Origin of the sequence: Streptomyces sp. 1331.2 (assembly GCF_900199205.1) — a bacterium.
Lineage (GTDB): Bacteria > Actinomycetota > Actinomycetes > Streptomycetales > Streptomycetaceae > Kitasatospora.
Genome location: NZ_OBMJ01000001.1, coordinates 7,374,026 through 7,396,557, shown reverse-complemented (window position 1 = coordinate 7,396,557; position 22,532 = coordinate 7,374,026). Strand labels below are relative to the sequence as shown.

The 22,532-nt window shown below is 71.7% G+C and carries 26 protein-coding genes and 4 pseudogenes; 8 read left to right on the top strand and 22 right to left on the bottom strand.

Annotation, left to right across the window (positions count from 1 at the left end; translation table 11 throughout):
• Positions 1-26 precede the first annotated feature (26 nt).
• The 3 genes from CRP52_RS32060 to CRP52_RS32050 form a co-directional block, all read right to left on the bottom strand.
• Positions 27-863, bottom strand: coding sequence for a putative protein N(5)-glutamine methyltransferase (locus CRP52_RS32060; RefSeq protein WP_097239588.1), 837 nt, complete (start codon positions 861-863; stop codon positions 27-29).
• Positions 864-1,131: 268 nt separating this feature from the next.
• A complete protein-coding gene (locus CRP52_RS32055; RefSeq protein ID WP_257032963.1) occupies positions 1,132-1,941 on the bottom strand; it encodes a ScbR family autoregulator-binding transcription factor in 810 nt (269 codons plus the stop codon).
• A 164-nt stretch (positions 1,942-2,105) separates the two neighbouring features.
• Positions 2,106-3,536, bottom strand: coding sequence for a Fic family protein (locus CRP52_RS32050; RefSeq protein ID WP_097239586.1), 1,431 nt, complete (start codon positions 3,534-3,536; stop codon positions 2,106-2,108).
• Between the two features lie 181 nt (positions 3,537-3,717).
• On the opposite strand from CRP52_RS32050, the gene CRP52_RS32045 reads away from it, so the two are divergent.
• Together CRP52_RS32045 and CRP52_RS32040 are read left to right on the top strand one after the other, a co-directional pair.
• Entirely contained in the window at positions 3,718-4,167 is a 450-nt protein-coding gene (locus CRP52_RS32045; protein ID WP_097239585.1) for an ArsR/SmtB family transcription factor, read from the top strand.
• Complete coding sequence (locus CRP52_RS32040; RefSeq protein WP_097239584.1) at positions 4,164-4,652, top strand: SRPBCC family protein; 489 nt, start codon at positions 4,164-4,166, stop codon at positions 4,650-4,652. The genes CRP52_RS32045 and CRP52_RS32040 overlap by 4 nt, the downstream gene beginning before the upstream one ends.
• An 85-nt stretch (positions 4,653-4,737) precedes the next feature.
• Here the strand turns inward: CRP52_RS32040 and CRP52_RS32035 are convergent, their stop codons facing one another.
• The gene (locus tag CRP52_RS32035; protein ID WP_097239583.1) at positions 4,738-5,142 is read right to left on the bottom strand and encodes a RidA family protein; all 405 of its coding nucleotides are present in this window, start codon (positions 5,140-5,142) and stop codon (positions 4,738-4,740) included.
• Positions 5,143-5,352: 210 nt separating this feature from the next.
• Here CRP52_RS32035 and CRP52_RS32030 point away from each other — a divergent pair, with 210 nt between their 5' ends.
• Positions 5,353-6,012 (top strand): C40 family peptidase, encoded by a 660-nt coding sequence (locus CRP52_RS32030; protein ID WP_218893144.1) that lies wholly within the window; start codon positions 5,353-5,355, stop codon positions 6,010-6,012.
• Between the two features lie 43 nt (positions 6,013-6,055).
• Here CRP52_RS32030 and CRP52_RS32025 read toward each other — a convergent pair whose 3' ends face one another.
• On the bottom strand, positions 6,056-6,577 hold the full coding sequence (locus CRP52_RS32025) for a MarR family winged helix-turn-helix transcriptional regulator (protein ID WP_179852996.1): 522 nt from the start codon (positions 6,575-6,577) through the stop codon (positions 6,056-6,058).
• 82 nt (positions 6,578-6,659) lie between these two features.
• On the opposite strand from CRP52_RS32025, the gene CRP52_RS32020 reads away from it, so the two are divergent.
• A complete protein-coding gene (locus CRP52_RS32020; RefSeq protein ID WP_097239582.1) occupies positions 6,660-7,070 on the top strand; it encodes a VOC family protein in 411 nt (136 codons plus the stop codon).
• A 49-nt stretch (positions 7,071-7,119) separates the two neighbouring features.
• Here the strand turns inward: CRP52_RS32020 and thrS are convergent, their stop codons facing one another.
• From thrS to CRP52_RS32005, 3 genes are all read right to left on the bottom strand, one after another.
• A complete protein-coding gene (gene thrS / locus CRP52_RS32015) occupies positions 7,120-8,454 on the bottom strand; it encodes a threonine--tRNA ligase (protein WP_097239581.1) in 1,335 nt (444 codons plus the stop codon).
• 246 nt (positions 8,455-8,700) lie between these two features.
• A complete protein-coding gene (locus CRP52_RS32010) occupies positions 8,701-9,435 on the bottom strand; it encodes a leucine-rich repeat domain-containing protein (RefSeq protein ID WP_257032962.1) in 735 nt (244 codons plus the stop codon).
• 7 nt (positions 9,436-9,442) lie between these two features.
• Positions 9,443-9,931 (bottom strand): carboxymuconolactone decarboxylase family protein, encoded by a 489-nt coding sequence (locus CRP52_RS32005; RefSeq protein ID WP_097239580.1) that lies wholly within the window; start codon positions 9,929-9,931, stop codon positions 9,443-9,445.
• Between the two features lie 75 nt (positions 9,932-10,006).
• Here CRP52_RS32005 and CRP52_RS32000 point away from each other — a divergent pair, with 75 nt between their 5' ends.
• Positions 10,007-10,987, top strand: a complete 981-nt coding sequence (locus tag CRP52_RS32000; protein ID WP_097239579.1) for a pirin family protein — start codon at positions 10,007-10,009, stop codon at positions 10,985-10,987.
• A gap of 211 nt (positions 10,988-11,198) precedes the next feature.
• Here CRP52_RS32000 and CRP52_RS37820 read toward each other — a convergent pair whose 3' ends face one another.
• Positions 11,199-12,113 (bottom strand): hypothetical protein, encoded by a 915-nt coding sequence (locus CRP52_RS37820; RefSeq protein ID WP_179852995.1) that lies wholly within the window; start codon positions 12,111-12,113, stop codon positions 11,199-11,201.
• 206 nt (positions 12,114-12,319) lie between these two features.
• On the opposite strand from CRP52_RS37820, the gene CRP52_RS31990 reads away from it, so the two are divergent.
• Both CRP52_RS31990 and CRP52_RS40655 read left to right on the top strand, forming a co-directional pair.
• Positions 12,320-12,754, top strand: coding sequence for a MobC family plasmid mobilization relaxosome protein (locus tag CRP52_RS31990; RefSeq protein ID WP_257032960.1), 435 nt, complete (start codon positions 12,320-12,322; stop codon positions 12,752-12,754).
• A complete protein-coding gene (locus tag CRP52_RS40655; protein WP_097239578.1) occupies positions 12,751-13,224 on the top strand; it encodes a hypothetical protein in 474 nt (157 codons plus the stop codon). Before CRP52_RS31990 ends, CRP52_RS40655 begins: the two co-directional genes overlap by 4 nt.
• 1,487 nt (positions 13,225-14,711) lie before the next feature.
• On the opposite strand, the gene CRP52_RS31975 is transcribed toward CRP52_RS40655, so the two are convergent.
• On the bottom strand, positions 14,712-14,939 hold the full coding sequence (locus CRP52_RS31975) for a hypothetical protein (RefSeq protein WP_097239576.1): 228 nt from the start codon (positions 14,937-14,939) through the stop codon (positions 14,712-14,714).
• A gap of 24 nt (positions 14,940-14,963) precedes the next feature.
• On the opposite strand from CRP52_RS31975, the gene CRP52_RS37815 reads away from it, so the two are divergent.
• Positions 14,964-15,479, top strand: a complete 516-nt coding sequence (locus tag CRP52_RS37815) for an nSTAND1 domain-containing NTPase (RefSeq protein WP_373560540.1) — start codon at positions 14,964-14,966, stop codon at positions 15,477-15,479.
• On the opposite strand, the gene CRP52_RS31965 is transcribed toward CRP52_RS37815, so the two are convergent.
• The 12 genes and pseudogenes from CRP52_RS31965 to CRP52_RS31915 all read right to left on the bottom strand — a co-directional run bounded on the left by CRP52_RS31965 (position 15,440) and on the right by CRP52_RS31915 (position 22,508).
• Positions 15,440-16,432: an IS481 family transposase gene (locus CRP52_RS31965; protein WP_097239574.1), complete on the bottom strand. Its 993-nt coding sequence runs from the start codon at positions 16,430-16,432 to the stop codon at positions 15,440-15,442. The two genes, CRP52_RS37815 and CRP52_RS31965, sit on opposite strands and share 40 nt — an antisense overlap.
• A 68-nt stretch (positions 16,433-16,500) precedes the next feature.
• Positions 16,501-16,664, bottom strand: a pseudogene (locus CRP52_RS40020) (cation transporter); the annotation flags it as partial.
• A gap of 20 nt (positions 16,665-16,684) precedes the next feature.
• Positions 16,685-16,912 (bottom strand): annotated as a pseudogene (locus CRP52_RS31955) (helix-turn-helix domain-containing protein); the annotation flags it as partial.
• Between the two features lie 167 nt (positions 16,913-17,079).
• Positions 17,080-17,289 carry a hypothetical protein gene (locus tag CRP52_RS31950; protein WP_097239572.1) on the bottom strand — a complete coding sequence of 70 codons (210 nt, stop codon included), beginning with the start codon at positions 17,287-17,289 and terminating at the stop codon, positions 17,080-17,082.
• Positions 17,289-17,687 (bottom strand): carboxymuconolactone decarboxylase family protein, encoded by a 399-nt coding sequence (locus CRP52_RS38615; protein WP_179852994.1) that lies wholly within the window; start codon positions 17,685-17,687, stop codon positions 17,289-17,291. Before CRP52_RS38615 ends, CRP52_RS31950 begins: the two co-directional genes overlap by 1 nt.
• A 639-nt stretch (positions 17,688-18,326) precedes the next feature.
• A complete protein-coding gene (locus CRP52_RS40015; RefSeq protein WP_257032959.1) occupies positions 18,327-18,641 on the bottom strand; it encodes a transcriptional repressor in 315 nt (104 codons plus the stop codon).
• A gap of 91 nt (positions 18,642-18,732) precedes the next feature.
• Positions 18,733-19,329 (bottom strand): annotated as a pseudogene (locus tag CRP52_RS40010) (metal ABC transporter permease); the annotation flags it as partial.
• Positions 19,330-19,798: 469 nt separating this feature from the next.
• A pseudogene (locus CRP52_RS40005) lies at positions 19,799-19,942 on the bottom strand (ATP nucleotide 3'-pyrophosphokinase); the annotation flags it as partial.
• 31 nt (positions 19,943-19,973) lie between these two features.
• Entirely contained in the window at positions 19,974-20,846 is an 873-nt protein-coding gene (locus CRP52_RS31930; protein ID WP_097239569.1) for a phenylalanine 4-monooxygenase, read from the bottom strand.
• A gap of 98 nt (positions 20,847-20,944) precedes the next feature.
• Positions 20,945-21,136, bottom strand: coding sequence for a hypothetical protein (locus CRP52_RS31925; RefSeq protein WP_097239568.1), 192 nt, complete (start codon positions 21,134-21,136; stop codon positions 20,945-20,947).
• 179 nt (positions 21,137-21,315) lie between these two features.
• Positions 21,316-22,110, bottom strand: coding sequence for an SGNH/GDSL hydrolase family protein (locus CRP52_RS31920; protein WP_097239567.1), 795 nt, complete (start codon positions 22,108-22,110; stop codon positions 21,316-21,318).
• Positions 22,107-22,508 carry a nuclear transport factor 2 family protein gene (locus tag CRP52_RS31915; RefSeq protein ID WP_097239566.1) on the bottom strand — a complete coding sequence of 134 codons (402 nt, stop codon included), beginning with the start codon at positions 22,506-22,508 and terminating at the stop codon, positions 22,107-22,109. The genes CRP52_RS31920 and CRP52_RS31915 overlap by 4 nt, the downstream gene beginning before the upstream one ends.
• Positions 22,509-22,532: the final 24 nt, after the last annotated feature.

Below are 22,532 nucleotides of genomic sequence, written 5' to 3'. Positions count from 1 at the left end.
GGCGGGGCCGGGGCGGCGGGCGCGGTTCAGCGCAGCGTTGCGGTGACCACCGTGGCGTCCAGGTCCTCATGCCGGCCCTCCACCGCCGCCAGCCCGGCCGCCCGGGTGACCGCCAGGGCCGTCGGCGCCTGCCGCTCGCTGGTCTCGAACAACAGTGACCCGCCCGGCGCGAGCCACTGCGGCGCCTCGGCGACCACCCGGCGCAGCACGTCCAGGCCGTCCGCACCGCCGTCCAGGGCGGGCCTGGCCTCGTGCAGCCGCGCCTCGGGCGGCAGCAGGGCGAGGTCGCCGGTCGGGACGTACGGGACGTTGGCGATCAGCACGTCCACCCGCCCGCGCAGTGCGGCGGGCAGGGCGGCGAACAGGTCGCCCTGGTACACCCGCGCCCCGGTCCCGGCCAGGTTGCGGCGGGCGCAGCGGACCGCGCCCGGGTCGATGTCGGCGGCGTGCAGTTCGATCGGGTGCGCGGCCCCGGCCGCCACGGCGGCGCCCAGGGCGCCGCTGCCGCAGCACAGGTCGAGCACCACCGTGCCGGGCCCGCCGGGCCCGTCCGGCAGGCCCCGCAGTCGCAGGGTCGGCGGGCCGGTCAGCGCGGTCGCGGCGGCGGCCAGGAACTCGCTGCGTCGGCGCGGGACGAAGACCCCGGGGTCGACGGCGATCCGCAGACCGGCGAACTCGGCCCAGCCGACGACGTGTTCGAGCGGATGGCCGGCGCCGCGGGCACGGACCATGGCGGCCAGTTCGGCGGGCGTGGAGGCGGCGGTGAGCAGGATCCGCGCCTCGTCCTCGGCGAACACGCAACCGGCGGCGCGCAGGCGGGAGATCACGGTGGAGCGGAGGGCGGCGGAGGAGAAGACCGGCAAGAGAACCCCTCAGGAAAGACGGGAGGAGACGGACGAAGGAGGAGGAACGACTCCGTCAGGGCTCCCGCAAGGGCCGACACCGCGTCGGCGCGCCACCCACGCTACGCGCGTGGGGCGCCCGCACGGCCGCGCTCCGGGAGCGCCCGCTCGGACATTCCGTTCACGGGTCTCACCTCCCTCAAGTCGCGGTCATCATCGGCTCCGGCCACCCTACCGCACCGCCGGGCGGGGATGATCAGACAATCCCATCAACGCCTTGGCGGCCCGATCAGCCCACGCCGACCCGCGCCCGCGACCGCCTCCCCGACCCCGGTTCCGCGTCCGACGTCGACTGCCCCTCGGCCTGCGGCTCCCCCGACTCCGCGACCGGCGCCTCACCGTGCTCCCCGCCGTCCTCCTCGCCGTCCTCCCGGCCGGACGGCTCCGCCGCCCGGGTCGCCGCGACCTCCGCGGCCACCTGGGCGCCACGCGTCGGACCCATCTGCAGCGAACCGAGCACGCCCGGCACCGCGATGCTCGGCATCAGGTGCTGGAACAGACCGGACACCCGCAGCTCCAGGTCCGCCCGGCCGCAGAGCTTCTGGGACTGGATCTGAACTCCCGTCCACGCCGCGATGATCAGCCACGCGGTGTCCGCCGGGACCACGTGCGGCAGCAGTTCCCCGCGTTCGCCGGCCGCGACGAGCAGCGTCTCCATCCGGCTGATCCATCCCGGGATCGCGCCGCCGCCGAGGTCACCGGAGACGTCCTGCCCGAGCGACAGCCGGGCGCCCGCGCTCAGCAGCGGGTCACGAGGCATCAGGTGCGCGACGACCATCCCGGTGTCCACGAACTCCTGGAGCTTGCAGTTCCGTTCGGGGACTCCGTCCTGGGCGAACTGCTCCTCCACCACGCCCTGCGCAAGCTCCCGCTTGGACGCGAAGTGGAAGTAGACCGCACCCCGCGTCACACCGGCCCGGGAGACCACCTCACCGATGGTCGCCCCCTCGTACCCGAACTCGTCGAAGACCGTGGCCGCCGCCTCCAGGATCAGCCGCCGTGTCCGGATCGCCCGCTCCTGCCGTACCACCGCAACCACCCCACCCTGAGCCCCGGGAAAACCAAACCAAACACCCCGTATCTTAGCTGCGCCGCGCCCGCAAGCGACAAGGCGAGATCGGCGAATCGCCTGGTCACTCCCTATCCGCTGCCCATCACGCCGGGAACTTTCCCCTCAAAGAAACCGAACGATCGGTTTCATATCTACTCCGAGCAGACCTGAGCCTTCGCCGTGGCGGCGTTGCGGCGGGTCTCCCGAAGGTGGGTGTCGACGTACCGGGCGAGGATCGCCGGGTCCTCCGCTTCGTCGGCCTGGAAGCTGACGCTGCGCAGGAGGCTGACGTCGCCGAGGGCGACGCCCTCGCGGGCGAGGACGAAGACCAGGGTCAGAAAGGCGGCACGGGCGTTGCCGTCGTCGAAGGGGTGGAAGAAGCAGACGTCGAGGTAGGCACGCGCGGCGCGGGCGATCAGCGGGAGCGGCCGTCCGCCTGCCTCGCCGAGAGCGCCGCCGGCATCCCCGGCCGCGCTCTCGGCGAGGCAGGCGTCGAGGCGGGCCCGGGTGTCGGGGGCGATGCCGTACCGCTCCCGGCCGCCCTTGGCGAAGGCGGGCAAGGTGCGGAACGGCGGCGGCTGCGGGGTGCCCAGGACGTGCTGCTGCCAGCCGCGGAGCAGTTCGACGTCGAGCACCGCTCCGCGCGCGGCGTCCGCGCGGAGCCGGGCGAGGGCCGCGAGCAGGCCGTCTGCGCGGGCGGCGTCGACGGCCCGGTCGAAGGCCTCGACGGACTCGGCGGCGCCGTCGCGCGTCGGGATCACCGGCCCGCCCCCGGCGTCGGCCGAAGGCTCCGGCCAGGCGACGGCCGCGCGCACGGCGAGCCAGCGCTCCAGGTGGTCCGGCAGGTCGGCGGCGGGCCGGTCGCCGTCAAGGTGGGACGGCTGCAGGGAGGCGGCAAGCCGCTCCGCGACGTCCTCGACCACGACGGTGTCGGGGCTGGTCCAGCTGCTGAACCGCCCGTCGGTCGCCTGCCCGGCCAACTCGTCAGCGACGTCGGAGGCGACGCCCCAGCGGTCGAGGAACCAGGTGAGCACCTGGCGACAGTGCCCGTACCAGCCGCTGCCGCCTCCCGTGCGGTCCGCGACGTGCCGGATCAGGTCCCGGGCGGCGTGCTGCCACAGGATCCGCTGATCCGCGAGGACAGCCGGGTCCAGGGGGTGCGCGTCGAAGAGTTCGGCCAGGCTCTCCAGCCACTGGCGCCACTCGCGGACCGCCGCGACGACCCGCTCCAGGGTCTCCTCGGGGGTCGAGACCGAGTGTGTCGGGCAGCACCAGCTCGCAACCGGCCCGCCGTCGAAGTCCCCTTCGCCAACCGCCCAGCGCCACCCGACGATCCAGCGGCCGTAGTGCTCCGCGAGCGCGTACGACATGGCGTCGGCCCAGGGCCGGGCGACGTTCCGGCTCCAGGCGAGCCGCGCGGAGATGTCCGCGGAGCTGTCCTCCGGCACGCCGGCCCCGCAGGGCACCCGCAGAGCCGGTCCGAGTCCGTGCACCACCTGCTCGACCGACCCGCCGTCGAACGGGTGACGGGCCGGGTCCACTTCGTCCCAGCTCAGCTTGTGGGGGGCCAGTTCCAGAATCACCGGCCAAGCCTGCCACACCGCCTTGGCGCCGGTTCACACCATTTCGCCAGGGGGCGGGGGCGGGGTCGAGGGGGGAGCAGCAGAGTCGCGCGACCGGACTTCCTCAACCGAACGGTTGAACATGCAGGCGGGGCGGCGTAGCGTTGTCCTCAACCAATCGGTTGAGGATGAACAGGGGTGCATGGTGGCTGTCGACCAGCTGTCCCGGGCTTTCGTGGCCCTGGCGGATCCGACCCGCCGGGACATCGTGGCCCGGCTGTCGGTCCGGGACGCGACCGTCGGTGAGCTGGCGGAGTCCTATGCGATGTCCATGCAGGCCGTGTCCAAGCACCTGAAGGTGCTGGAGGAGGCCGGGCTGGTGAGCCGCAGCCGGGACGGGCAGCGCCGGCCGTGCCACCTGGAACCGCAGGTGTTCGACTTGATGACGAACTGGATCGAGCGGTACCGGCGGCAGGCCGAGGAGCGGTTCAGCCGCCTGGACGCCCTCCTCGCGGACCTCGCCGAGGCCGAGGTCGAGTCCGAGACCGTATCCGAGGTCGAGTCCGAGGTCGAGTCCGGCAGCGACATGGACAGCGACCGAACCGAACGCACCGAAGGCGAACACGAGCACAACGAAGGAGTCCCGTCATGACGTCCACCACCGGCCGTGAGACCCGGATCGAGGCGGACCCGCAGCTGCCCACCATCCGGATCGTCCGCGAGTTCGACGCCCCGCAGGAGCGGGTGTTCCGGGCCTGGATCGAGCCCGAGCTGGTCGCCCAGTGGCTCGGGCCGCAGGACCTCGACATGAAGATCGACACCTGGGAGGCCCGCACCGGCGGGCGCTACCGCTACTCGATGCACCGCGAGGGGCAGGAGGTCGCCGCCTTCTACGGTTCCTTCCACGAAGTCCGGCCGACCACCCGGCTCGTCCAGACCTTCACCTTCGAGGGCGTGCCGGACGGCGTCTCGCTGGACACCGCGATCTTCGAGCCGGCCGGAGAAGGACGTACCCGCGTCACCGTGCTGTCGGTGGTCGACAGCCTGGCGGCCCGGGACGCCATCCTGGCCAGCGGGATGGAGCACGGGGTGGTCGAGGGCTACCGCAAGCTGGACGCCCTGCTCGCGGGCTCCTGACGCACCCGGTCACCCACCGCCCCCGGCAGGCCCGGGGGTCAGCGCGGGCCCGGCGGTTCAGCACGGGCCGGGGCGCCGAGACGGCTCAGGGCAGCACGGCCACCGCCTCCACCTCCACCAGCTGGTCCGAGTACCCGAGGACGGAGACCCCGAGCAGGGTGCTGGGCGCGTCGTGCTCCGCCATGTACGCGCGGTAGACGTCCCACACCTTCACCAGGTCCGCCTGGTCGCTGGAGGCCACGTACACCGTGGTGCGGGCGATGTCGGTGAGCCCGGCGCCCGCCTCCTCCAGCACCGTTATCAGGTTGCGCATGACCTGATGGGCCTGCCCCTCGTAGTCGCCGACGGCGACCGTCCCGCCGTCCTCGTCGAGCGGGCAGGCCCCGGCCAGCCAGAGCGAGCGGGCCGGGGCGTCGACCACCGCCCCGTAGGCGTAGTCGACGGCCGGGGTCAGCCGTGTGCTGCGGATCAGCTTGACGGCGCTGCTCATGAGGTCCTCCGATGGCCAGACCGAACGTTCGCGCCCATCGTTGGCCCCGCCTGAACAACCGTCAAACGATTTACCCGCGAACTTCCCGCCGTTCCAGGGCCCGTGCGCCCACGATTCACCGTTGCGGGTGATGGCGCACCGCCCGGCCGGGACGGAACCCTGGTGCCCGTCCGCATGCCTCCGTCTCGACCGCCGCCCGGGAGCCGCCTCATGGAAGCACGACCGACCGCCCGTGACCACGACCATGGCCATGGCCAGGAGCAGGACCGCTGTCAGGACCTCGGCGTCGGACGGCGCCGCATGCTCGGCCTCGCGCTCGGGGCCGGGCTGGTCCCGGCACTCGCCCCGGCGGCACACGCGACACCCGCCGCGACGCCCGCCAGGACCGCGTCACCGACCGACGCCCTCGGCCTGCGGGTCGCCGCCGTCGCGGAGGCCCAGCTCGGCGTGCCCTACGCCTGGGGCGGCGGTGACCGCCTCGGCGCGAGCCTCGGGTTCTGCGACGAGGAGAACGGCTACCTCAACGGCGTGTGCCTGGGCGAGAAGACGGTCGGCTTCGACTGCAGCGGCCTGTCGCTCTACTGCTGGTACCGGGCCAGCCAAGGCACCGTCGAGCTGGGTCACTACACCGTCGCCCAGTTCAACCGCAGCGCCCCGGTGGCGCGCGATGCGCTCGCCCCGGGCGACCTGCTGTTCTTCTCCCGCCCCGACGCGCCGCTGCACCACGTCGGGATCCACGTCGGCGACGGCGCGATGATCCACGCCGAGCGCACCGGGACACTGGTGGCCCGCGTCGAGAACGTGCTCGAAATCCCGCGCTGGGCAGGTGAGTTCGCGGGCGCCCGGCGTCCCGGGCAACCCATCTCCTGAGTGCCCGGGCCGCTGGGCAGCCGAGGAGCTGAGCCCCCGGGGCTCACAGCCCGCTGCGCCGCTCCCCCAGCCCCTGGTGGAGCCGCAGCAGCAGTGACTGCAGCACCCGCCGCTCCCCCTCGTCGAGCGGCGCCAGCACCTGGTCCTGCACCTCCCGTGCCTGCGCGTCGAGTTCGGCGAGCAGCGCCCGACCGGCGTCGGTGATCGAGACCGAGACCCGCCGCCGGTCGGCCCGGTCCCTGGCTCGGTCCACGTGGCCGGCGGCGGCGAGCTGGTCGACGACCTTGGCCAGGTCGCTCGGGTCGATGCCCAGCCGACGCACCAGGTCCCGCTGGGCCTGCGGGCCGAAGTCGACGAGCGAGGCCAACACCGCCATGTCCCGGAGCCGCAGGCCGCGTTCGCCCAGCCGCTCGGCGAACCGGCCGCGCGCCGCCTTGCCGACCCGGGAGAGCAGATAGGTGCTCAGGTCCAGCAGGGTCGGTGGGAGATCGGCGACCGGGGCCGGGGCATCGGGGGCCGGGGTCTCGGCGGGCGGGGTCTCGGCGGGCGGGGTCTCGGAGCTCATGGCGGAATTCTAGGGACTCTCCCTATAGTGGGTCTCGACCCACTAATTCCGGGCCAAGCCGACCGACCCCAGGAGTTCGACCGTGGACGCCCCGTACCCCCGCCTGCTCGTCACCCGCTTCGCCGAGTGCTTCGCCTTCTACTGCGCAGTCCTCCCGCCGCTCACCGGCGCCACCCTGGTCAAGGGCGCGCCCGAGGGCCCGTACGCCAACTGGGACGTCGCCGACCGGGCCGCCCTGGTGCTCTACGACCGCGCCGCGATGGCCGCCACCCTCGGCACCACGGACCGGCCGGCCCTCCCCGCCGCACCCGCGCAGGACGCCGCGATGCTGGTCTTCCGCGTGGACGAGGTGGACGCCGCCCTCGACCTCTGCCTGCGCCACGGCGGCACCCTGGCCGTCGCGGCGACCGACCGCCCGGAGTGGGGGCCGAACCTGCGCAGCGCCCATCTGCGCGACCCCGACGGCCACCTGATCGAGCTGCAGTCCTACTGACCGCCGGGCACCAGGCCCGACGGTCAGCGGCGGACTGCAGCGGGCCGGATCAGGCCTCGGCGCCGTCCTCCCACAGCTCGGCGCTGCACGCCGCCACCAGCGAGCCGATCCGCGCCCACGCCTCCTCGGCCGCCAGCGGCTCCAGCCGCCGGCCGTCCCGCAGCCGCAGCGCGACCCGGTCGTCCACGGCCTCCTTGGCACCGATCACCGCCTGGTAGGGCACCAGCCGGGCCTCCCGGATCCGGGCGCCGAGGGTGCCGTGCTCGGGCCCGGCGATCTCGGCACGCAGCCCCAGGTCGAGGCAGCGCTGCCGGAGCCGTTCGGCCTGTGGCACCTCGGCCTCAGAGATCGGCACCAGGGCGACCTGGACCGGCGCGAGCCAGGCCGGGAACGCGCCGCCGTGCAGCTCGATGAGGTGGGCGACCACCCGCTCGACGCTGCCGATCACGCTGCGGTGCACCATCACCGGGCGGTGCTTGGCTCCGTCCGGGCCGATGTAGTGCAGGTTGAACCGCTCGGGCTGGTGGAGGTCGATCTGCACGGTGGAGAGGGTGAACTCCCGCCCGGCGCCGTCGGCGATCTGCACGTCGATCTTGGGCCCGTAGAACGCGGCCTCGCCCTCCGCGGCCTCGAACGGCACCCCGGAGCGCTCCAGCACGTCGGTCAGCAGCGCGGTGGCACGCTCCCAAAGGGCCGGGTCCGCCACGTACTTGCCGCCCCCGCCGGGCAGCGAGAGCCGGTAGCGGACGGGTACGACGCCGAGCGCCCGGTGCGCCTCGCGGATCAACTCCAGTGCGGCGACAGCCTCGTCGGCGGCCTGCTCCGGGGTGCAGAACACGTGCGCGTCGTTCAGCTGGATCGCCCGGACCCTGGTCAGCCCGCCCAGCACACCGGACAGTTCGGAGCGGTACATGCCGCCCAACTCTGCCATCCGCAGTGGCAGTTCACGGTAGCTGTGGGAGCGGGAGCGGAAGATCAGCGCGTGGTGCGGACAGAGGCTGGGCCGCAGCACCATCTCCTCCGAGCCCAGTTGCATGGGCGGGTACATGTCGTCGCGGTAGTGCGCCCAGTGGCCGGAGATCTCGTACAGCTCTCGCTTGCCGAGCACCGGGGAGTAGACGTGACGGTAGCCGGCCCGGCGCTCGGCGCCGCGGATGAACTCCTCCAGGGTGTGCCGGATCGCGGCGCCGCCGGGCAGCCAGTACGGCAGGCCGGAGCCCATCAGCGGATCGGTGTCGAAGAGGTCGAGTTCGCGGCCGAGCCTGCGGTGGTCATGGGCGGGGAGCTCGTGCGCGCGGCCGTCGGCCGGAGCGTCGTCGTTCAGCGGGCCGTCGGCCGGCGCACCGTCGTTCAACGGGCCGTCGATCAGGAGGTGTTCGTTCATCGGTGTGGTCTCCACTCGGATTCGCGGGCGAGTGGGTCCGGGAACGGCGAAGCCCCGGGGCACTCGCCCCGGGGCTTCGAACTGGCTCAACGGTCAGCGCGCCGGGACTCTCTCCGGCGTCGTCGTGACGAGTGCAGCGCGCTTCATGTGTGCCACGGTAGCAGGTCCACGGCAGCCCTGTTGATCTTTTTTCGGCGACTTCCGGCGACTTTCGGCGACCTCTGCCGGTGATCCCCGCCCGCCGGCTCAGTGCAGCACCACGCACCCGCGCGCACCGAGCGCGTCCAGCAGCCGCACGGAGGGCCGCACCTCGTTCCACCGCAGGTCGAGCTTCTCCAGCGCGGGCAGTGCGGTCGGTTCGGCCAGCCAGTGCGGCAGTTCGGTGATCCGGTTGCCGCGCAGGTCGAGGCGGCGCAGCTGCGGCAGCCCGGCGAGTACCGCCGGGACCTCGGCGAGGGCGTTCTCCCTCAGCTCCAGCTCACGCAGCTCGGCGAGCCGCGCCACGGAGTCCGGCAGACCTGTCAACTCGTTGCCCCGGAGCCAGAGTTCGCGCAATGCGCCGAGCTCGCCGATCGTTCCGGGCAGCGCGCCGAGCCGGTTGTGCTGCGCGCGGAGTTCGACCAGTGAGGCCATCCCGCCGATGGCGGCGGGCAGTTCGGTGAGCCGGTTCTCGCCCGCGTTGAGGTAGCGCAGCGCGGTGAGCCGCCCGAGGGAGTCGGGCAGGGCGGTGAGCTCGTTGTCATGGAGGTAGAGGAAGTCGCCGAGCCCGGTGAGGTCTCCCAGCTCGGCGGGCAGCGCGGCGATCCGGTTGTGCCCGAGGTCGAGGGTCCGCAGCCCGGTCAACCGACCGATGGCCGAGGAGAGTTCGGAAATTCCGGTCTCGGCGAGGATGAGCACGGTGAGGTCGGTGCGGTCCCACACTTCGGCCGGCACCTCCCCGAGCGGCTGCCGCCAGAGGTTCAGCACCACGTCGTCCGTCACCGTACGGCTACTGACCGGGCGTCGGACGGACCGGGTGCTTGCTCATGATCGAGACCCGGTTGAAGGAGTTGATGGTGATCGCCACCCAGATCACCGCCGAGATCTCCGCGTCGTTCAGCGCCTCGCGCGCGGCGCCGTACGCGGTCTCCTGCGCGGCCGCGTCGGCCGGGTGGGTGGTCGCCTCGGCGAGCGCGAGTGCGGCGCGCTCCCGGGCGGTGAACAGCTCGGTGTCGCGCCAGGCCGGGAGGACGCCCAGCCGCTGGGTGGTCTCGCCCTCGCGCAGCGCGGCCCTGGTGTGCACGTTCAGGCAGTAGGCGCAGCCGTTGATCTGCGACACCCGGAGGTTGACGAGCTCCACCAGCCGACGGTCCAGCCCGGCTTCTGCCGCGGCCTCGCGCGCCGCCTCGGCGGCTGCCGTCAGCGCCTTGAACGCCTGGGGGCTCTGCTTGTCGATGAACACCCGCCGGTCCGCCGGGACCACTGTCACGTCACTCACCTGGACTCCTTAGGCTGATCACTGTCGCCTGCCACTCTGCCATGGCATAGTAGTTGAATATCGAACTACTTGTCCATGGGAGGACCGACCGTGAGCACCGCCGAGACCGACCTCACCGAGCCGAACGCCGCCGCTGCCCCACGGGTGGAGGTCCTGCCCGCCCGGGACGTCCCGCTCGGCGGCCCCCGCGCGATGACCGTCCGACGGACGCTTCCGCAACGCTCCCGCACCCTCATCGGCGCCTGGTGCTTCGTGGACCACTACGGGCCCGACGACGTCGCGGGCACCGGCGGCATGGACGTCGCCCCGCACCCGCACACCGGGCTGCAGACCGTCAGCTGGCTGTTCACCGGCGAGATCGAGCACCGGGACAGCCACGGCGTGCACGCGTACGTCCGCCCGGGCGAGGTGAACCTGATGACCTCCGGCCACGGCATCGCCCACTCCGAGGTCTCCACCCCGGACACCACCGTCCTGCACGGCGTCCAGCTCTGGATCGCCCTGCCCGCGGAACACCTGCACACCGCCCGCGACTTCCACCACCACGCGCCCGCCCCGGTCGCCCTGGACGGCGGCGGCGAGGCCCGGGTCTTCCTCGGCACCCTCGCCGGGGACACCTCCCCCGTTCCCACCTTCACCCCGCTGCTCGGCGCCGAGATCCACCTGCGCCCGCACGCCACCGTCACCCTCGACGTCGACCCCGCCTTCGAACACGGCCTCCTCGTCGACCACGGCGACATCCGCCTCGCCGGCACCCCGCTGCGGCGCGCCGAACTCGGCTACCTCGCTCCCGGCCCCACCACCATCACCCTCACCAACACCACCGACGGCGACGCCCGCGCCGTGCTGCTGGGCGGCACGCCCTTCGAGGAGCCGATCATCATGTGGTGGAACTTCGTCGGGCGGTCTCACGAAGACATTACCCGAGCCCGCGAGGAATGGATGAGCTCCGCGAACCCCGACCGCTTCGGCGCCGTCGAGGGCTACCCGGGCGACCGCCTGCCGGCTCCGGAGCTTCCGTCGATTCCGCTGAAGGCACGCGGCCGGGCGCGCTGACCTGCGGTAACGCTCCTTCCGAACATTCCGGGGCCCGCTTCCGCCGACTCGGAGGGCCGGACCCCGGCCGGTCGCACACGGGGTGAACGGGGGACCGCGCCGAGCACCGGAACGATGCCGGCGGAAGGCTCGTCGAGTCTCAGGTCTGAGCGCCCCTGACGGCGTCTGGTCGGATCAATGCTGACCTTTTGCTGACTTTCCTAACGGGTCATCAGATATGTGGTCCAGCGGTAACCGACAGGTCTGGCGCCCAAGGCTGTTCGGATGTGCCGCCCAAGCGGATCTCCTCCGGGCGCGCTGGGTCGAACGGGGATCCGTTGAGCACCTCCTGGGCTTGTCCCAGTGCCCCCTCCAGCCGGTTGCGCAGGACGTCGGGCAGGGCGGCGGAGCCCAGTGCGCAGGCGGCGAGAGCCCGTTCGAGTGCCGCGCCCTGGATCGGGTCGATACGGCGTCGGACGCCCTCGTGGGTGAGGAGGTCGCGCAGCGCATAGCCGTCGCCGGATGCACCCGTTCGGCTGGTCAGGTGGGCGAGGAGGTTTCGGGCGGCGGGTGTGTCGAGGTCGGCGGCGTCGAGGGCGGTCAGCGCCAGGCGGGTGGTGAAGACGGCCAGGCCCTCGTCCGGTTCAAAGGTGAGGCAATGGTCGATCGCCCGTTTGACTGCCCGCTGATCGCCGGGCCGGCACAGCGCGGTGAGCACCGCGGTGACCGCGCGCTCCCACGGGTCGCCCGGCTCGGTGTCCTGCAGCAGCGCGAGGGCGCCGGGCAAGTCGCCGGCGGTGGCGCACGCGAGGACGGCGACCTGGCGGCCGTCGAGGATGCGCCGGCCGATGCCGCGGTGTTCCTCGATGTGGCGCAGGGCCTCGGTCCAGCGGCCGGCGGCGGTGAGGGCGCGGGCGCCGTCGGCGATCACGACCCGCCACAGCCACGCCCGCACCTCGGCGCGCTGCTCGTCCGTCTCCGCCAGCGCGGCGGGGACGTCCTCACCCAGCGCGGCCAGCTGCACCGCGTCGAAACCGGCCCGGACGGCGCCCGCAGCGTCCAGCGCGGCCGGCACTCCCGCCCCTGGACCCTCCACCACCCCGTCCTCGCCCTCGGCTTCGTCGAGGACCTCCTCCTCGACATCCACCAGCGCGACACCGAGGCCAGCCGATGAGCACGTCCCACCCAGGCGCCACCACAGCTCGACCAGTCAGTGACCGCGATCAGGCTCCTGGCGGAGCAAGTTGTGGGGTAAGGAGTCCTTACCCCGCCCCCGCCCCGAAGGGGGCGGAGGCTCCCCGGTCGTTGGCAGACCCAGAGGGGCCTGCCGCCGACCGGGGAGTCGGCCCAGGGGTGCCGACGAAGGAGGAGAAGCAGCAGACCCAGCCGACCGCCGAAGCCCCCAGTGCTGCCACCCGCCGACGCCTGCGCCAGAGCGTGCCGCGCACCAACCGCATCTGCCCGCGATTCAGCGACCCCGAGTGGTCCCTCCTGCAGCGCGCCGCCGCCCGAGCCCAACTCACCCCCGGCGGCTACACCGCAGCCGCCGCCGTGGCCGCCGCCGCGAGCAGCGACCCCAGCGCGGCCATCGCCGACTACCGGCGCGGCATCCAGGAACTGATGGAGTCCAACCGCCAGCTCGGCGCGGTGGGCAACAACCTCAACCAGGTAGCGCACTTCCTCAACGCCGGCGGCCAGGCGGGCGCCGACCTGCGCCTCCTCCTGGCCCGCGTCGAAGCCTCCATCGACGCGGTCGACGACGCGGTCAACTGGCTGGTCCGCCGGTGATCCCCAAGCTCCGCACCGGCACCGACCGCTCCTTCCCCCTCACCTACTACCTCTTCGGCCCAGGCAAACACGAGGAACACACCGACCAGCACCTCGTCGCCTCCTGGAACGGCTTCGCACCCGACCCCGGCCCCAACCCGGAACGGCGCCAAGTCGCCAAGCTCGCCAACCAACTCGACCAGCCCGTCAAGGCCCTCGGCAAGCAGGCCCCGGTCACCAGGATCTGGCACTGCTCCGTCCGTACCGCCCCCGGTGACCGCCACCTCGACGACGCCGAGTGGGCCACCATCGCCCGCCGCATCGTCCACGCCACCGGCATCGCCCCCGAAGGCGACACCGCCGCCTGTCGCTGGGTCGCCGTCCGCCACGCACCCGACCACATCCACTCCGCCACGGTGCCCGCACCCTGGACCAGGCCACCCTGCATCTCCTGCCGCCATCCGAGGACCTGCGCCGTCAAGCCGCGCTGAGCCAATCTGCCGCCGCCCGCCTGTTGCGGTGCGATTGAACAACCCTGCGCCGACACCACCTTTGCCTGCCGCTCATGGCCCGCGGAGCCTGCGATGACGCTCGCATTCCCGGCTGCAGGCCGCGGCCCACTGATCGGGAGTCTGTGCAGCGGGTACGGCGGTCTCGACCTGGGGTGCTGGCCTCGTTCGGCGGCTCCGTCCTCTGGCACGCCGAGAGCGAACCCGGCCCGTCCGCGATCCTGTCCCGCCACTGGCCCGGTGTGCCGAACCTGGGCGACATCACCACCATCGACTGGGCTGACGTTCCGCGGGTGTGCGTCCTCACGGCAGGCCTCCCCTGTCAAAGACGTCTCGGTCGCCGGCCGCCGCGCCGGGCTCAACCCTGAAACCCGATCCGGTCTTTGGCTGCACGTGGCCCGCGCCGTCGAGGCCCTGCGCCCGCACCTCCTGGTGGTCGAGAAATGTACGAGGCCTGCTCACCTCCCCGGCCGTCGCCGCCTCCGCTGGCGACGTGGAACGCTGCCCCTGGTGTCTGGGAGACGACCCAACCCAGAAACCGACCAGTTCGCTGAATCCCGGAGGGCTGAGACAACGAACCCGCTGGCCCTGGAGGCAGCAACTGCCAGTTACCAGCGGGTTCGCACGGTACTCGAGGATCCGGCGCCTGCAGCAGACATCCGTCGGGGAGGTTGCCAACCATTCCAATTCGGCGTGTAGCCAGGCGGGGGCCAGTGCTCTGAATGGCCTGGGTAGGTCCACTGACGGCCCACCCATTCGCATTCCGGGATCGCGCCTTCCCAGTCGTCGGTGCACCGGTCGGCCCAGGCCCGACCTACCATGACTGGCCGGGTCACCACGTCGCCGCCAGCGACCTCCTGGACCCGCACGACCAGACCGAGCCCGTTGGCTCCGGGGTTCCCTCGCGGACCGTAGGACACATTGATCACCCCGCAGTCATGAGCGTGCGCAAGGAACCGTTCCAGGTCGGCTGGGACGCAGGCGGTCAACTCCCTTCCCCATAGCGTCACCTGGGGTCCGTGGACCGCGTCGACCGCGACGCAGAAGAGCTGGCCGCCGACGAAGTAGGCGTACACGGCAGGCTCCGCGGGCCCCGTGCCGAACTCCACGCCCAGGGTCTCCGGAAACGATGGGTCAGCCTGGAACCGACGCACCTCGGTCATGCCCAGCAGTACTGCTGCGACCTCCGTGACACGCATGCCGAAGCACAACGGCCCGACGCCTTCCAGGGGCATCAGTTCCCAGTCCACCGGCGCCGGCTCCGTTACAGCACTCCGAGGCTCTGCTTCCGCCATCTGCTCACCCGCCCCCGCTCGCACCGGGCCACCTCGATCCCCGGCGCTCGACATCACCGTGGCATTACACCAGGCGCAAGATCGTTTGGGGAACTGCGGGCAGAGCCAAATTCAGTCCGCGGCGAAGACAGGGCCCGAAGCCACCACAGCCTTGGCTCAGCCCGGATGTACAGCTCACGGCGCGATGGGGTCGGGACGGAACTGGGCGGGGTGAGCTGCGCGAAGGTAGTGCATCGCGGTATTCGGCGCAATGCCGAAGACTCTGATGAGGTGGATCGGGTCGGCGGTGTGCTTGGCCTCGTCGAGGATCCGGTCGGCCCGCAGCGCGGATGCTCGTACGCCAATTGGCATGAAAGGCTTCTTGGTTGACAGGTCCGACAGCGCAGCGTTGCTGTCGTTCACAGCGGTCTGGCGACTGAGCAAAAGGTGGGGGTTGGTCGTGGAGGGCCATCAGGCGGATCGCTCGGCGAGCCACGTTCTCAGCAGGCAGGGAAGTCGTCGCTTATCAACGCGGGTGTCCTGCCCGCGTTGGCTGAGGGAGCGATCCCGGGCAGCGACCGTTGGCTGCCCCTGTGCGCCCGCCCGGGCCAGGACCTTCTCACAGAGCTGGAGAGCGCAGGGCTGCCAGGTGCCGCCGCCGACGGCCTGGTTGCAGCAGCCGAGTCCCGCCTGGCTGCCGAGCCCGATTACGACCATCTTCTGCTGGTGATCGACCAGTTCGAGGAACTCCTCACACAGCCTGTCCTCGACTCGCACCAGCGTGCCGACGACAGGCGTCTACGGGCGGTAGACCAGCTCGTGGAGCTGGGCGGCTCTTCCGCCGCTGTCACTGTGCTCTTGGTCATGCGCAATGACTTCTATGCGCCGCTCGATGCCCTAGCTGTGCATCTGCTGGAGCTTGGTTACACGTGGGTCTCGGTCTTCTGCTTGAGACGTTCGTAGGGTGTCTGGCCGCCGAGAGCGCCGTGGGGGCGGTGGAAGTTGTAGTAGTCCTCCCATTCTCGGAGTTTGTCGTTGAGCACGCCGGTGTCGTCGTCGACGACACCGGCGAGCATGCGGTAGAACTCCTCGGCGTCGATGCGGTGTGAGCGTTCGACCTTGCCGTTGAGGTGCGGGGATGCCGGCTTGATGTAGGTGTGGGCGATGCCTTTGTCGAGCACGTGCCAGTGGAAGGCGGACTGGAACTCCGCGCCGTTGTCCGTTTGGATGACTTCGACGCGGAACGGCAGCCGCTCCAGGACGTAGTCCAGGAACTGGACGGCGGTCTTTTGGTCGCACCGCGGATAGATCCGCAGGACGCGCAGTCTGGTGCAGTCGTCGATCGCGGTGAACTGGTAGTACTTCGCCCGGCGGCGGGGCTTGGGAGCCGTTCCGGTGACCGGGACAGGCTCCGGGGACGCCGTCTGTGCCGGGACGCCGATCGGTTCGATGAACTTCACGTCGATCTGGACCCGGTTGCCGGGCAGCTGCTTCTCGTAGCGGGTGTGGCGCTGGTCGTGGCGTTTGTAGCGCTGGGAGGAGGGGAGCCGGTTCAGACCCAGCCGCTTGAGGATGCGGTAGACGGCGGAGCAGGCGATGTCGATGTCGTGGTACCGCTTGAGGTACATCTGGATCTTCATCGGGCCGAAGTGGTAGTTCTGCCGCAGATAGACAATCTTGTTCACGACGTCGGCGTCGGTGGCGTTGGGGCTGTGGTGCGGCGTGCTGGAGCGGTCGCGCAGGCCCTCGATGCCTTCCTCCTGGTAGCGCCGTTGCCACCGGTAGAAACAGTTGCGGCTGATTCCGTAGTACCGGCAGGTCAGCGAGACGTTCCCGGTGACCTCCTCGGCGTGTCGCAGGACCGCCAGGCGTCGGTGGGCCTGGCGGTCCTGCTGCTGTTGCTGCGAAGGGGGCATGGCAGGACTCCGTCGTAGTCGGAGATCCATGTGTCACCAACGTCCGGCAGTTTTATAGCTAGGGCGTTCGAGTCGAGGCCGAAGCCGACCAGGGCGGATGAGGAGGCGAGGGCGCCTGCGGCGAGGGCGACAACGGCCTCGATCGCCCTGTGTAGGTAATGGTCGCGGCGACCAGCGGCCGTATTCGGCGGGCGAGTGCGTCGCGGCGGGCCGGCGAGGGGCCGAGGGACATGGAGAGCTGGGTGGCCATGGTCAGCAGCAGTCCTTCGCCTCGGCGTGCGGGCAGGTGCGGTCGGTCTCCACGGCGACCACGGCGGTGCGCAGGTCGTCCAGGGCGTGGCCGAGGCGAGGGTCGGCGAGTTCGTCACGGGTGCGGCGCCCGTCGGACACGGTGATCACGAGGCCGCAGTCACGCAGGCAGGCCAGGTGGACCGACAGCCGGGTGCGCGAAACGCCGAGTAGGTCGGCAAGGGCTGCCAGCCCCTCTGGGGTACTGGCGACCGGGATCACGTCACCCCCGGAACGCCCCTCATCGATCTCGTGCGTGTCGGGGTGGCGACGCGCAGTCCACCCCACCCGATTGGTCGGTGGTCGCTCCCGCGAGCGCCGGGACGACCACCGACGGGGTTGGCGGTGGTGCGCAACGGTCACGCGCCTCCTTGTGGCGCGGGATTCTGCAGGTTCCGGACCTGGTCGTCGTACGCGGCGAGCAGTTGTTCCAACTGCTGGAGCGACTCGGCGGGTATGTCGGGGGGTGCGGCCTCGACCACGTAACGGGCGGCGGCGGTCAGGGCGGCCAGCTCGTACGCGTGGAAGGTGGCGCGCAGCACCGTGGGCCGCACCCGTTCCAGCTGCATTACGCCGCCTTGGACCGGACGTAGTCGGTAACCTGGGCCAGCTCGGCGGCGAACTGGTCGTAGTCCTCCTGCATGCCGTTGATGTAGGCGCTCCAGCCGAGGCTGGCCTTGGCGTAGTGGACGGCCTCCTGGATCTCCTCGTCCGTTGCTCCGAAGAGCTTCGCGGCCTCGGTGTGGAACAGGCTGCAGTACTTGCACTTCGTCTCGGCATGCAGCCCGACGCCTATCAGTTCCTTGTACTTGTTCGGGATCAGCGTCTCCCCGAGCTCGATCCGCTTGAAGATCTCCCACTCCGGGCCGAGCAGCTCGGTGGGGATCTTGCTGAAGAAGTGTGGGACGAGGCCCAGCGTCTCCTTGATGTCGGCCTCGATCTCGCCGCGGTTGATCGCGGTGGCCATGGCGATCTCCTCCATCCCGGGCTTCGCATGCCCAGTCCAGCCCAGCCGACGCGGACCGCAGGCTGCCGGAGGCCGGACCCTGCCGCCCGCATGCCGCGTATTCACCAGGAAGATGCGCCCTCTTCCCGTCGTTCCCGACAGTCGCGGACGACGGCGTGCCCTCCTTCCCAGGATGTCAGCCGCGATGGTCGTTGACCACCGCTCGAAAGGAGCGCCAGGTCGCCGAGCGCGATGCTCCCGACTCCCGAGGATGCCCTTGGCACCCGCGTCCGGGGACGCATCTGTCGAGGCCGGCACCGCTCGGTCGCCATGCACCAGGGACCGTGGCGAAGGAGTCCGTGTCGTGGTCCGGCTGCGGTGACAGCAGCCGGCCGGGGGCGGTCGACCACGTTCCGCCCGGAAGACGCAGGACAGATCGGTTCGGGCCGCAGGCGAACCGACCGTGCGGAAGCCTCCGCCGTACCGGCTCCAGCCTGCCACCGTACGTGAGGTCTCACGACGCCCGACGGTCGCCGCCGACACCGGCCTGGTCATCCCGCAGGGGGCAACCACGCTCGCGTACCTTCCGGATCCGTGCCATTGGCCGACGCATCTGCGCAACACGACACGGGTTGGACTGGGTGACGCCGTGGTCACCCGTCACGTTTCACCGTCGTTCGGCTCGCCGGTACAAGCGGCGCAGATGCCGACGAGTTCGACTGTGCGGTGGACGTCGGTGAAGCCGGACTGGGCGACGATCCTCTCTGCCCAGTGCTCGACTGGGTCGAACTCCCTCACGAGGCTGTGGCCGCAGCGGCGGCAGATGAGGTAGTGCCGGTGGTCGGTGCCGGGACGGTGGCGGTACAGGCGCTCGCCGGAGTCGTCGCGGATGACGTCCGCGAGCCCGGCGGCGGCGAGGACGGCGAGGGTCCGATAGACGGTGGACAGGCCGACCGCGGCCCCCGCCGAGACCATCCTGATGTGCAGGAGCTGGGCGCTGTCGGGGTACGGCCGCGCTGAGTGTCAGTCCGGCCCACATCTCCAGGACGGCGAGCGCCGCGGAGAGGGCCAGGGCCCGGTACGGACGGTCGGTCAGGCGCAGGGCGGTACCGGCGGGTGCGGCGAGCAGGCCCAGGAGCAGCAGGGAGCCGACTGCCTGGGTGGCCTCGGCGGCGCAGGCTCCGACCAGGGCGAGGAAACCGAGGCCGAGCGCGCCCGTCCGCACCCCGCGCGCGGTGGCGACGGCCTCGTCGAGGGTGGCGAAGAGCAGTGGGCGGGCGATCAACAGGGCGGCTGCGCTGACCGCGACGGCGACCAGGACGGCGGTGGTGGTCTGAGTGCCGTTCAGGCCGTAGATGGAGCCGAAGAGAACGCTGATGCCCGCGTTGCCCTGGGTGGTGGAGCGGTGGGTGGTGTAGAGGGTGAGGAAGAAGGTGCCGAGGCCGAGGATCCAGGAGAACAGGGTGCCGATGACGACGTCGTCGGGCCGTCCCCGCCGGCCGAGCAGGCCGAGCAGCAGGGCGACGCCGACGGTCGCGGCGAACAGCCCGAGCCGCAGGTCGTAGCCGCCGGCGAGAGCGGCCATCGCGCCGGTGAAGGCGACGTGGCTGAGGGTGTCGCCGGTGAAGGTCTGGGCACGCAGGACGAGGAAGTAGCCGACCAGTCCGGAGGCGAGGGCGATCGCGGTGCCGGCCAGCAGGGTTCGCCATCGTCGCGACGATCGGCGCGGTGCTGCCCAACGGGCCCGGACGCCGCACCTTCGAAGTGACGGTCTCCGTCCTCGCGGCGACCCAGTTCGCCCTGCACCTTGCTCTGGAGTGACTGTCCGGCCCTGCCCAGGCCATCGCCGTGACGATCGGCGCGGTGCTGCCCAACGGGCCCGGACGCCGCACCTTCGAAGTGACGGTCTCCGCCCTCGCGGCGACCCAGTTCGCCCTGCACCTCGCTCTGGAGTGACTGTCCGGCCCTGCCCAGGCCATCGCCGTGACGAGCGTGGCCCCGCCCGGCCAGGGCCCGGGGATCGAGGCGTATCTGTGCACCGGCGAGAACGTGACCCACGACCATGCGGCGATGTAGATGCCCGCCGCCATGCCCACGGACATGGACATGGGGCCCCACGGCCCGCTCGGTGTTCAGCCCGCCGGCACGGGCCGGACCGCGGGCGGGGACAGCTCCGGAGCCCCGGGAGGGACGGGGACGGCTGCGAAGATCGCGTCCTGCTGCGCCTGGAGTTCCTTCTTCCGCTCGGGGCTGGTGGAGGGCAGACGCTGCTCCTCGCGGGGTGCGCACCCGGGCTCGGCTGAGGTGTCAGGATCGATTCGTGCGCCGGAGGGGTGCGCTGTCGTCGTCGAGCCGGTCCAGGAAGCCGGCCAGGACGTCGGTGACCTCCTCCAGGCTGCGGGCGCTGAAGAGCACCGGCTGATAGCCGGTGATGGTGTACTCGGTGGCGAGCACGGCGTCGATGTCGAGCGGGCGGATGCGGCAGCGGTGGAGCTGACGCATCTCGCCGTAGGAGGAGAGCAGGGCCGCGCCGTAGGCCCTGGGCCTGCCGTGCTCCTCAAGTACCCCGTACTCCAGGGTGAACCAGTACACGTCGCTGATCATCTGCAGCACGTCCGGATTGTCGATCCGCATCGCCGCCCGCCCGACAAGCCGGTACAGGTCGGCGAACCGCGGGTCCGCGAGATGGATGCCGTGGCCGAGGACGTCGTGGATGACATCGGGCTCCGGCGTGAACAACGGCACCGCCGGGTGGCGGACGAACTGCACCGCGTGGAAGTACCCGTGGGCCATGGAACCGAGGAACCGCCTGTTGGCGACCACACCCCCCGCCAGGGTGAAGTCGAAGCCGGTCAGGGCCCGCAGGCGCGCACCGACCTCCGTGTGCTGCGGGATCCGGTCGGCCGGGAGCGGGGCCCGCTCCCTGGCCTCCAGAGCCGCCCGGCAAGCGTGCTCGGCCTGCGCCGCCCACACCGCCCGGTGAACCCTGCGCCACGTCTGGTGCTCGGCCGGACTGTAGGCGACCGGCGGCGACGGGTTGCCCACCCTGTGGTCGCGAGCCGGCGCGGCGATCGCCTGCCGGCGCCGTAGGTAGGCCGGATCGGCGAACCCCGGATGCACGGAGGCCGCGCCGAGCCGACCGTCGGCCGCGATCGGGGTACGGAACTGATTGTCGGTCACGAACCGATGCTGCCACCGACGAGCACCGGTGAAGCGGGCACACGGCGGTGGGCCTTCGCGTCGGATCCAACCGCTGCGGGCCCGGGTGTGTCCTCGATTCAGCCGCCGTCGGTGGTGAGGGGGATGCGCAGGCTGACCCGGTAGCCGCCTTCGGCGGTCGGGCCGGACTCAAGGGTGCCGTGCAGGATCTCGGCGCGCCGTTGGTCGAGCTGGCAGCCACCAACTGCTGACCCCGGCCGCCCGCTGACCCGACAAGCCGTACGCAGGGCCGCGTGGTGCTGTTCCGGCACCGTGCGGCCCTGCGTCGCTTGCGGGATCAGTCGACCAGGCCGTCGCTGCCACGGCCATCGTCATCACCAAGGAAACACCAGGGAGTTCCTCATGACCTGCTTCGTCGACCCCTCGCACGGCGCCGGCACCACGGGGGGCCGGCTCAGGGGCCGGTCTGACGGCCTTTGGGGGCGGCCGCTCAGGGCGCCGGGCGGGGCGCCCCGACGGTCCGCAGTTCCGGGCGCTTCGCGACTCTTCCGTCGCCGGAGGAGCGCCCGCGCAGGCGGCGCATCAGCCACGGTCCGAGGAAGGTGCCGATCCAGGCGGCCTCCTGGGCGGCTCGCCGAGGGCGCCCCGCTGCCGGGAGCGGTGGCAGCGGCTCGGCCCACCCGCGGTCGCTGCCGGGCAGCGCGAGCGTGTCGGCCGCCGCGGCGGCGATCCCGGCGTGGCCGAGCGGGCTGGCGTGCAGCCGGTCCGCACTCCACATGCGCGGATCGGTCGTCACCTCGTGCGGGAAGAAGTCGACGACCGCGACGCCGCGGTGGTCGGCCGTGGCCCGGATGCGCGCGTTGAGGTCCAGGAGCCGGGGTCGCAGCCCGCGGGCCAGTGGCGCGATCCGGCCGATGTCGGGGAAGGTGAAGGTGAGCACCCGCGCCCCGGTGAGCGTGAAGGCGGCGAACATCGCGTCCAGCTCCGCCACCACCTCGCCCGCGTCGAAGCCCGGCCGCATCAGGTCGTTCATCCCGGCGACCACGGTGACCAGGTCCGGTCGCAGCGCGAGGGCAGGGGCGAGCTGTTCGGCCCGCACCTGGCCGGCGAGTCGGCCGCGCACGGCGAGGTTGGCGTAGAGCAGGCCGGGTTCGTGCCCGGCGATCGTCTCGGCCAATCGGTCCGCCCAGCCGCGCCATCCGGCCGCCTCGTCACCGTCGCCCAGGCCCTCGGTCTGGCTGTCCCCGACCGCGACGTAGCGGCGGAATCCCGTGGTCGCGATCATGCCACGGACCCACCCAGCGCCTCGGCGGTGATCCGCTCGAACTGCGCCCCCATCGCCGCGGCGAGCGCCTGCGCGCCGGAGAGGGGGCGGACCATCACCGTCAACTCGTCGATCAGGCCGTCCTCGTCGACGTGGAGGAAGTCGCAGCCGTGCACCTCGCGACCGTCGACGGTGGCCTTGAAGACGAACGCGTGGTCGCGGCCGCCGTCGTCGTTGATCTCGCGGACGTAGTGGAAGTCCTCGAAGACCCGTCCGGCACCGCGCAGGATCGCGGCGGTCATGGCCTTGCCCGGGTAGGGCTTGAAGACGACGGGGCTGGTGAAGACGACGTCCTCGGCCAGGAGGGCCTCGATGGCGTCATGGTCGCCGGCCTCGACGGCTACGCGGAAGGGGTGCACGTGGGCTCCATAGTCAACAAATTG

What these genes read in the sequence shown, in the direction of transcription:
- CRP52_RS32045 (WP_097239585.1), top strand. Translation starts at nt 3,718, where the DNA reads ATGGTGGCTGTCGACCAGCTGTCCCGGGCTTTCGTGGCCCTGGCGGAT.
- CRP52_RS32040 (WP_097239584.1), top strand. Translation starts at nt 4,164, where the DNA reads ATGACGTCCACCACCGGCCGTGAGACCCGGATCGAGGCGGACCCGCAG.
- CRP52_RS32035 (WP_097239583.1), bottom strand. Translation starts at nt 5,142, where the DNA reads ATGAGCAGCGCCGTCAAGCTGATCCGCAGCACACGGCTGACCCCGGCC.
- CRP52_RS32030 (WP_218893144.1), top strand. Translation starts at nt 5,353, where the DNA reads ATGGAAGCACGACCGACCGCCCGTGACCACGACCATGGCCATGGCCAG.
- CRP52_RS32025 (WP_179852996.1), bottom strand. Translation starts at nt 6,577, where the DNA reads ATGAGCTCCGAGACCCCGCCCGCCGAGACCCCGCCCGCCGAGACCCCG.
- thrS (WP_097239581.1), bottom strand. Translation starts at nt 8,454, where the DNA reads ATGAACGAACACCTCCTGATCGACGGCCCGTTGAACGACGGTGCGCCG.
- CRP52_RS32000 (WP_097239579.1), top strand. Translation starts at nt 10,007, where the DNA reads ATGGGAGGACCGACCGTGAGCACCGCCGAGACCGACCTCACCGAGCCG.
- CRP52_RS31965 (WP_097239574.1), bottom strand. Translation starts at nt 16,432, where the DNA reads ATGCCCCCTTCGCAGCAACAGCAGCAGGACCGCCAGGCCCACCGACGC.
- CRP52_RS31950 (WP_097239572.1), bottom strand. Translation starts at nt 17,289, where the DNA reads ATGCAGCTGGAACGGGTGCGGCCCACGGTGCTGCGCGCCACCTTCCAC.
- CRP52_RS38615 (WP_179852994.1), bottom strand. Translation starts at nt 17,687, where the DNA reads ATGGCCACCGCGATCAACCGCGGCGAGATCGAGGCCGACATCAAGGAG.
- CRP52_RS40015 (WP_257032959.1), bottom strand. Translation starts at nt 18,641, where the DNA reads ATGGTCTCGGCGGGGGCCGCGGTCGGCCTGTCCACCGTCTATCGGACC.
- CRP52_RS31920 (WP_097239567.1), bottom strand. Translation starts at nt 22,110, where the DNA reads ATGATCGCGACCACGGGATTCCGCCGCTACGTCGCGGTCGGGGACAGC.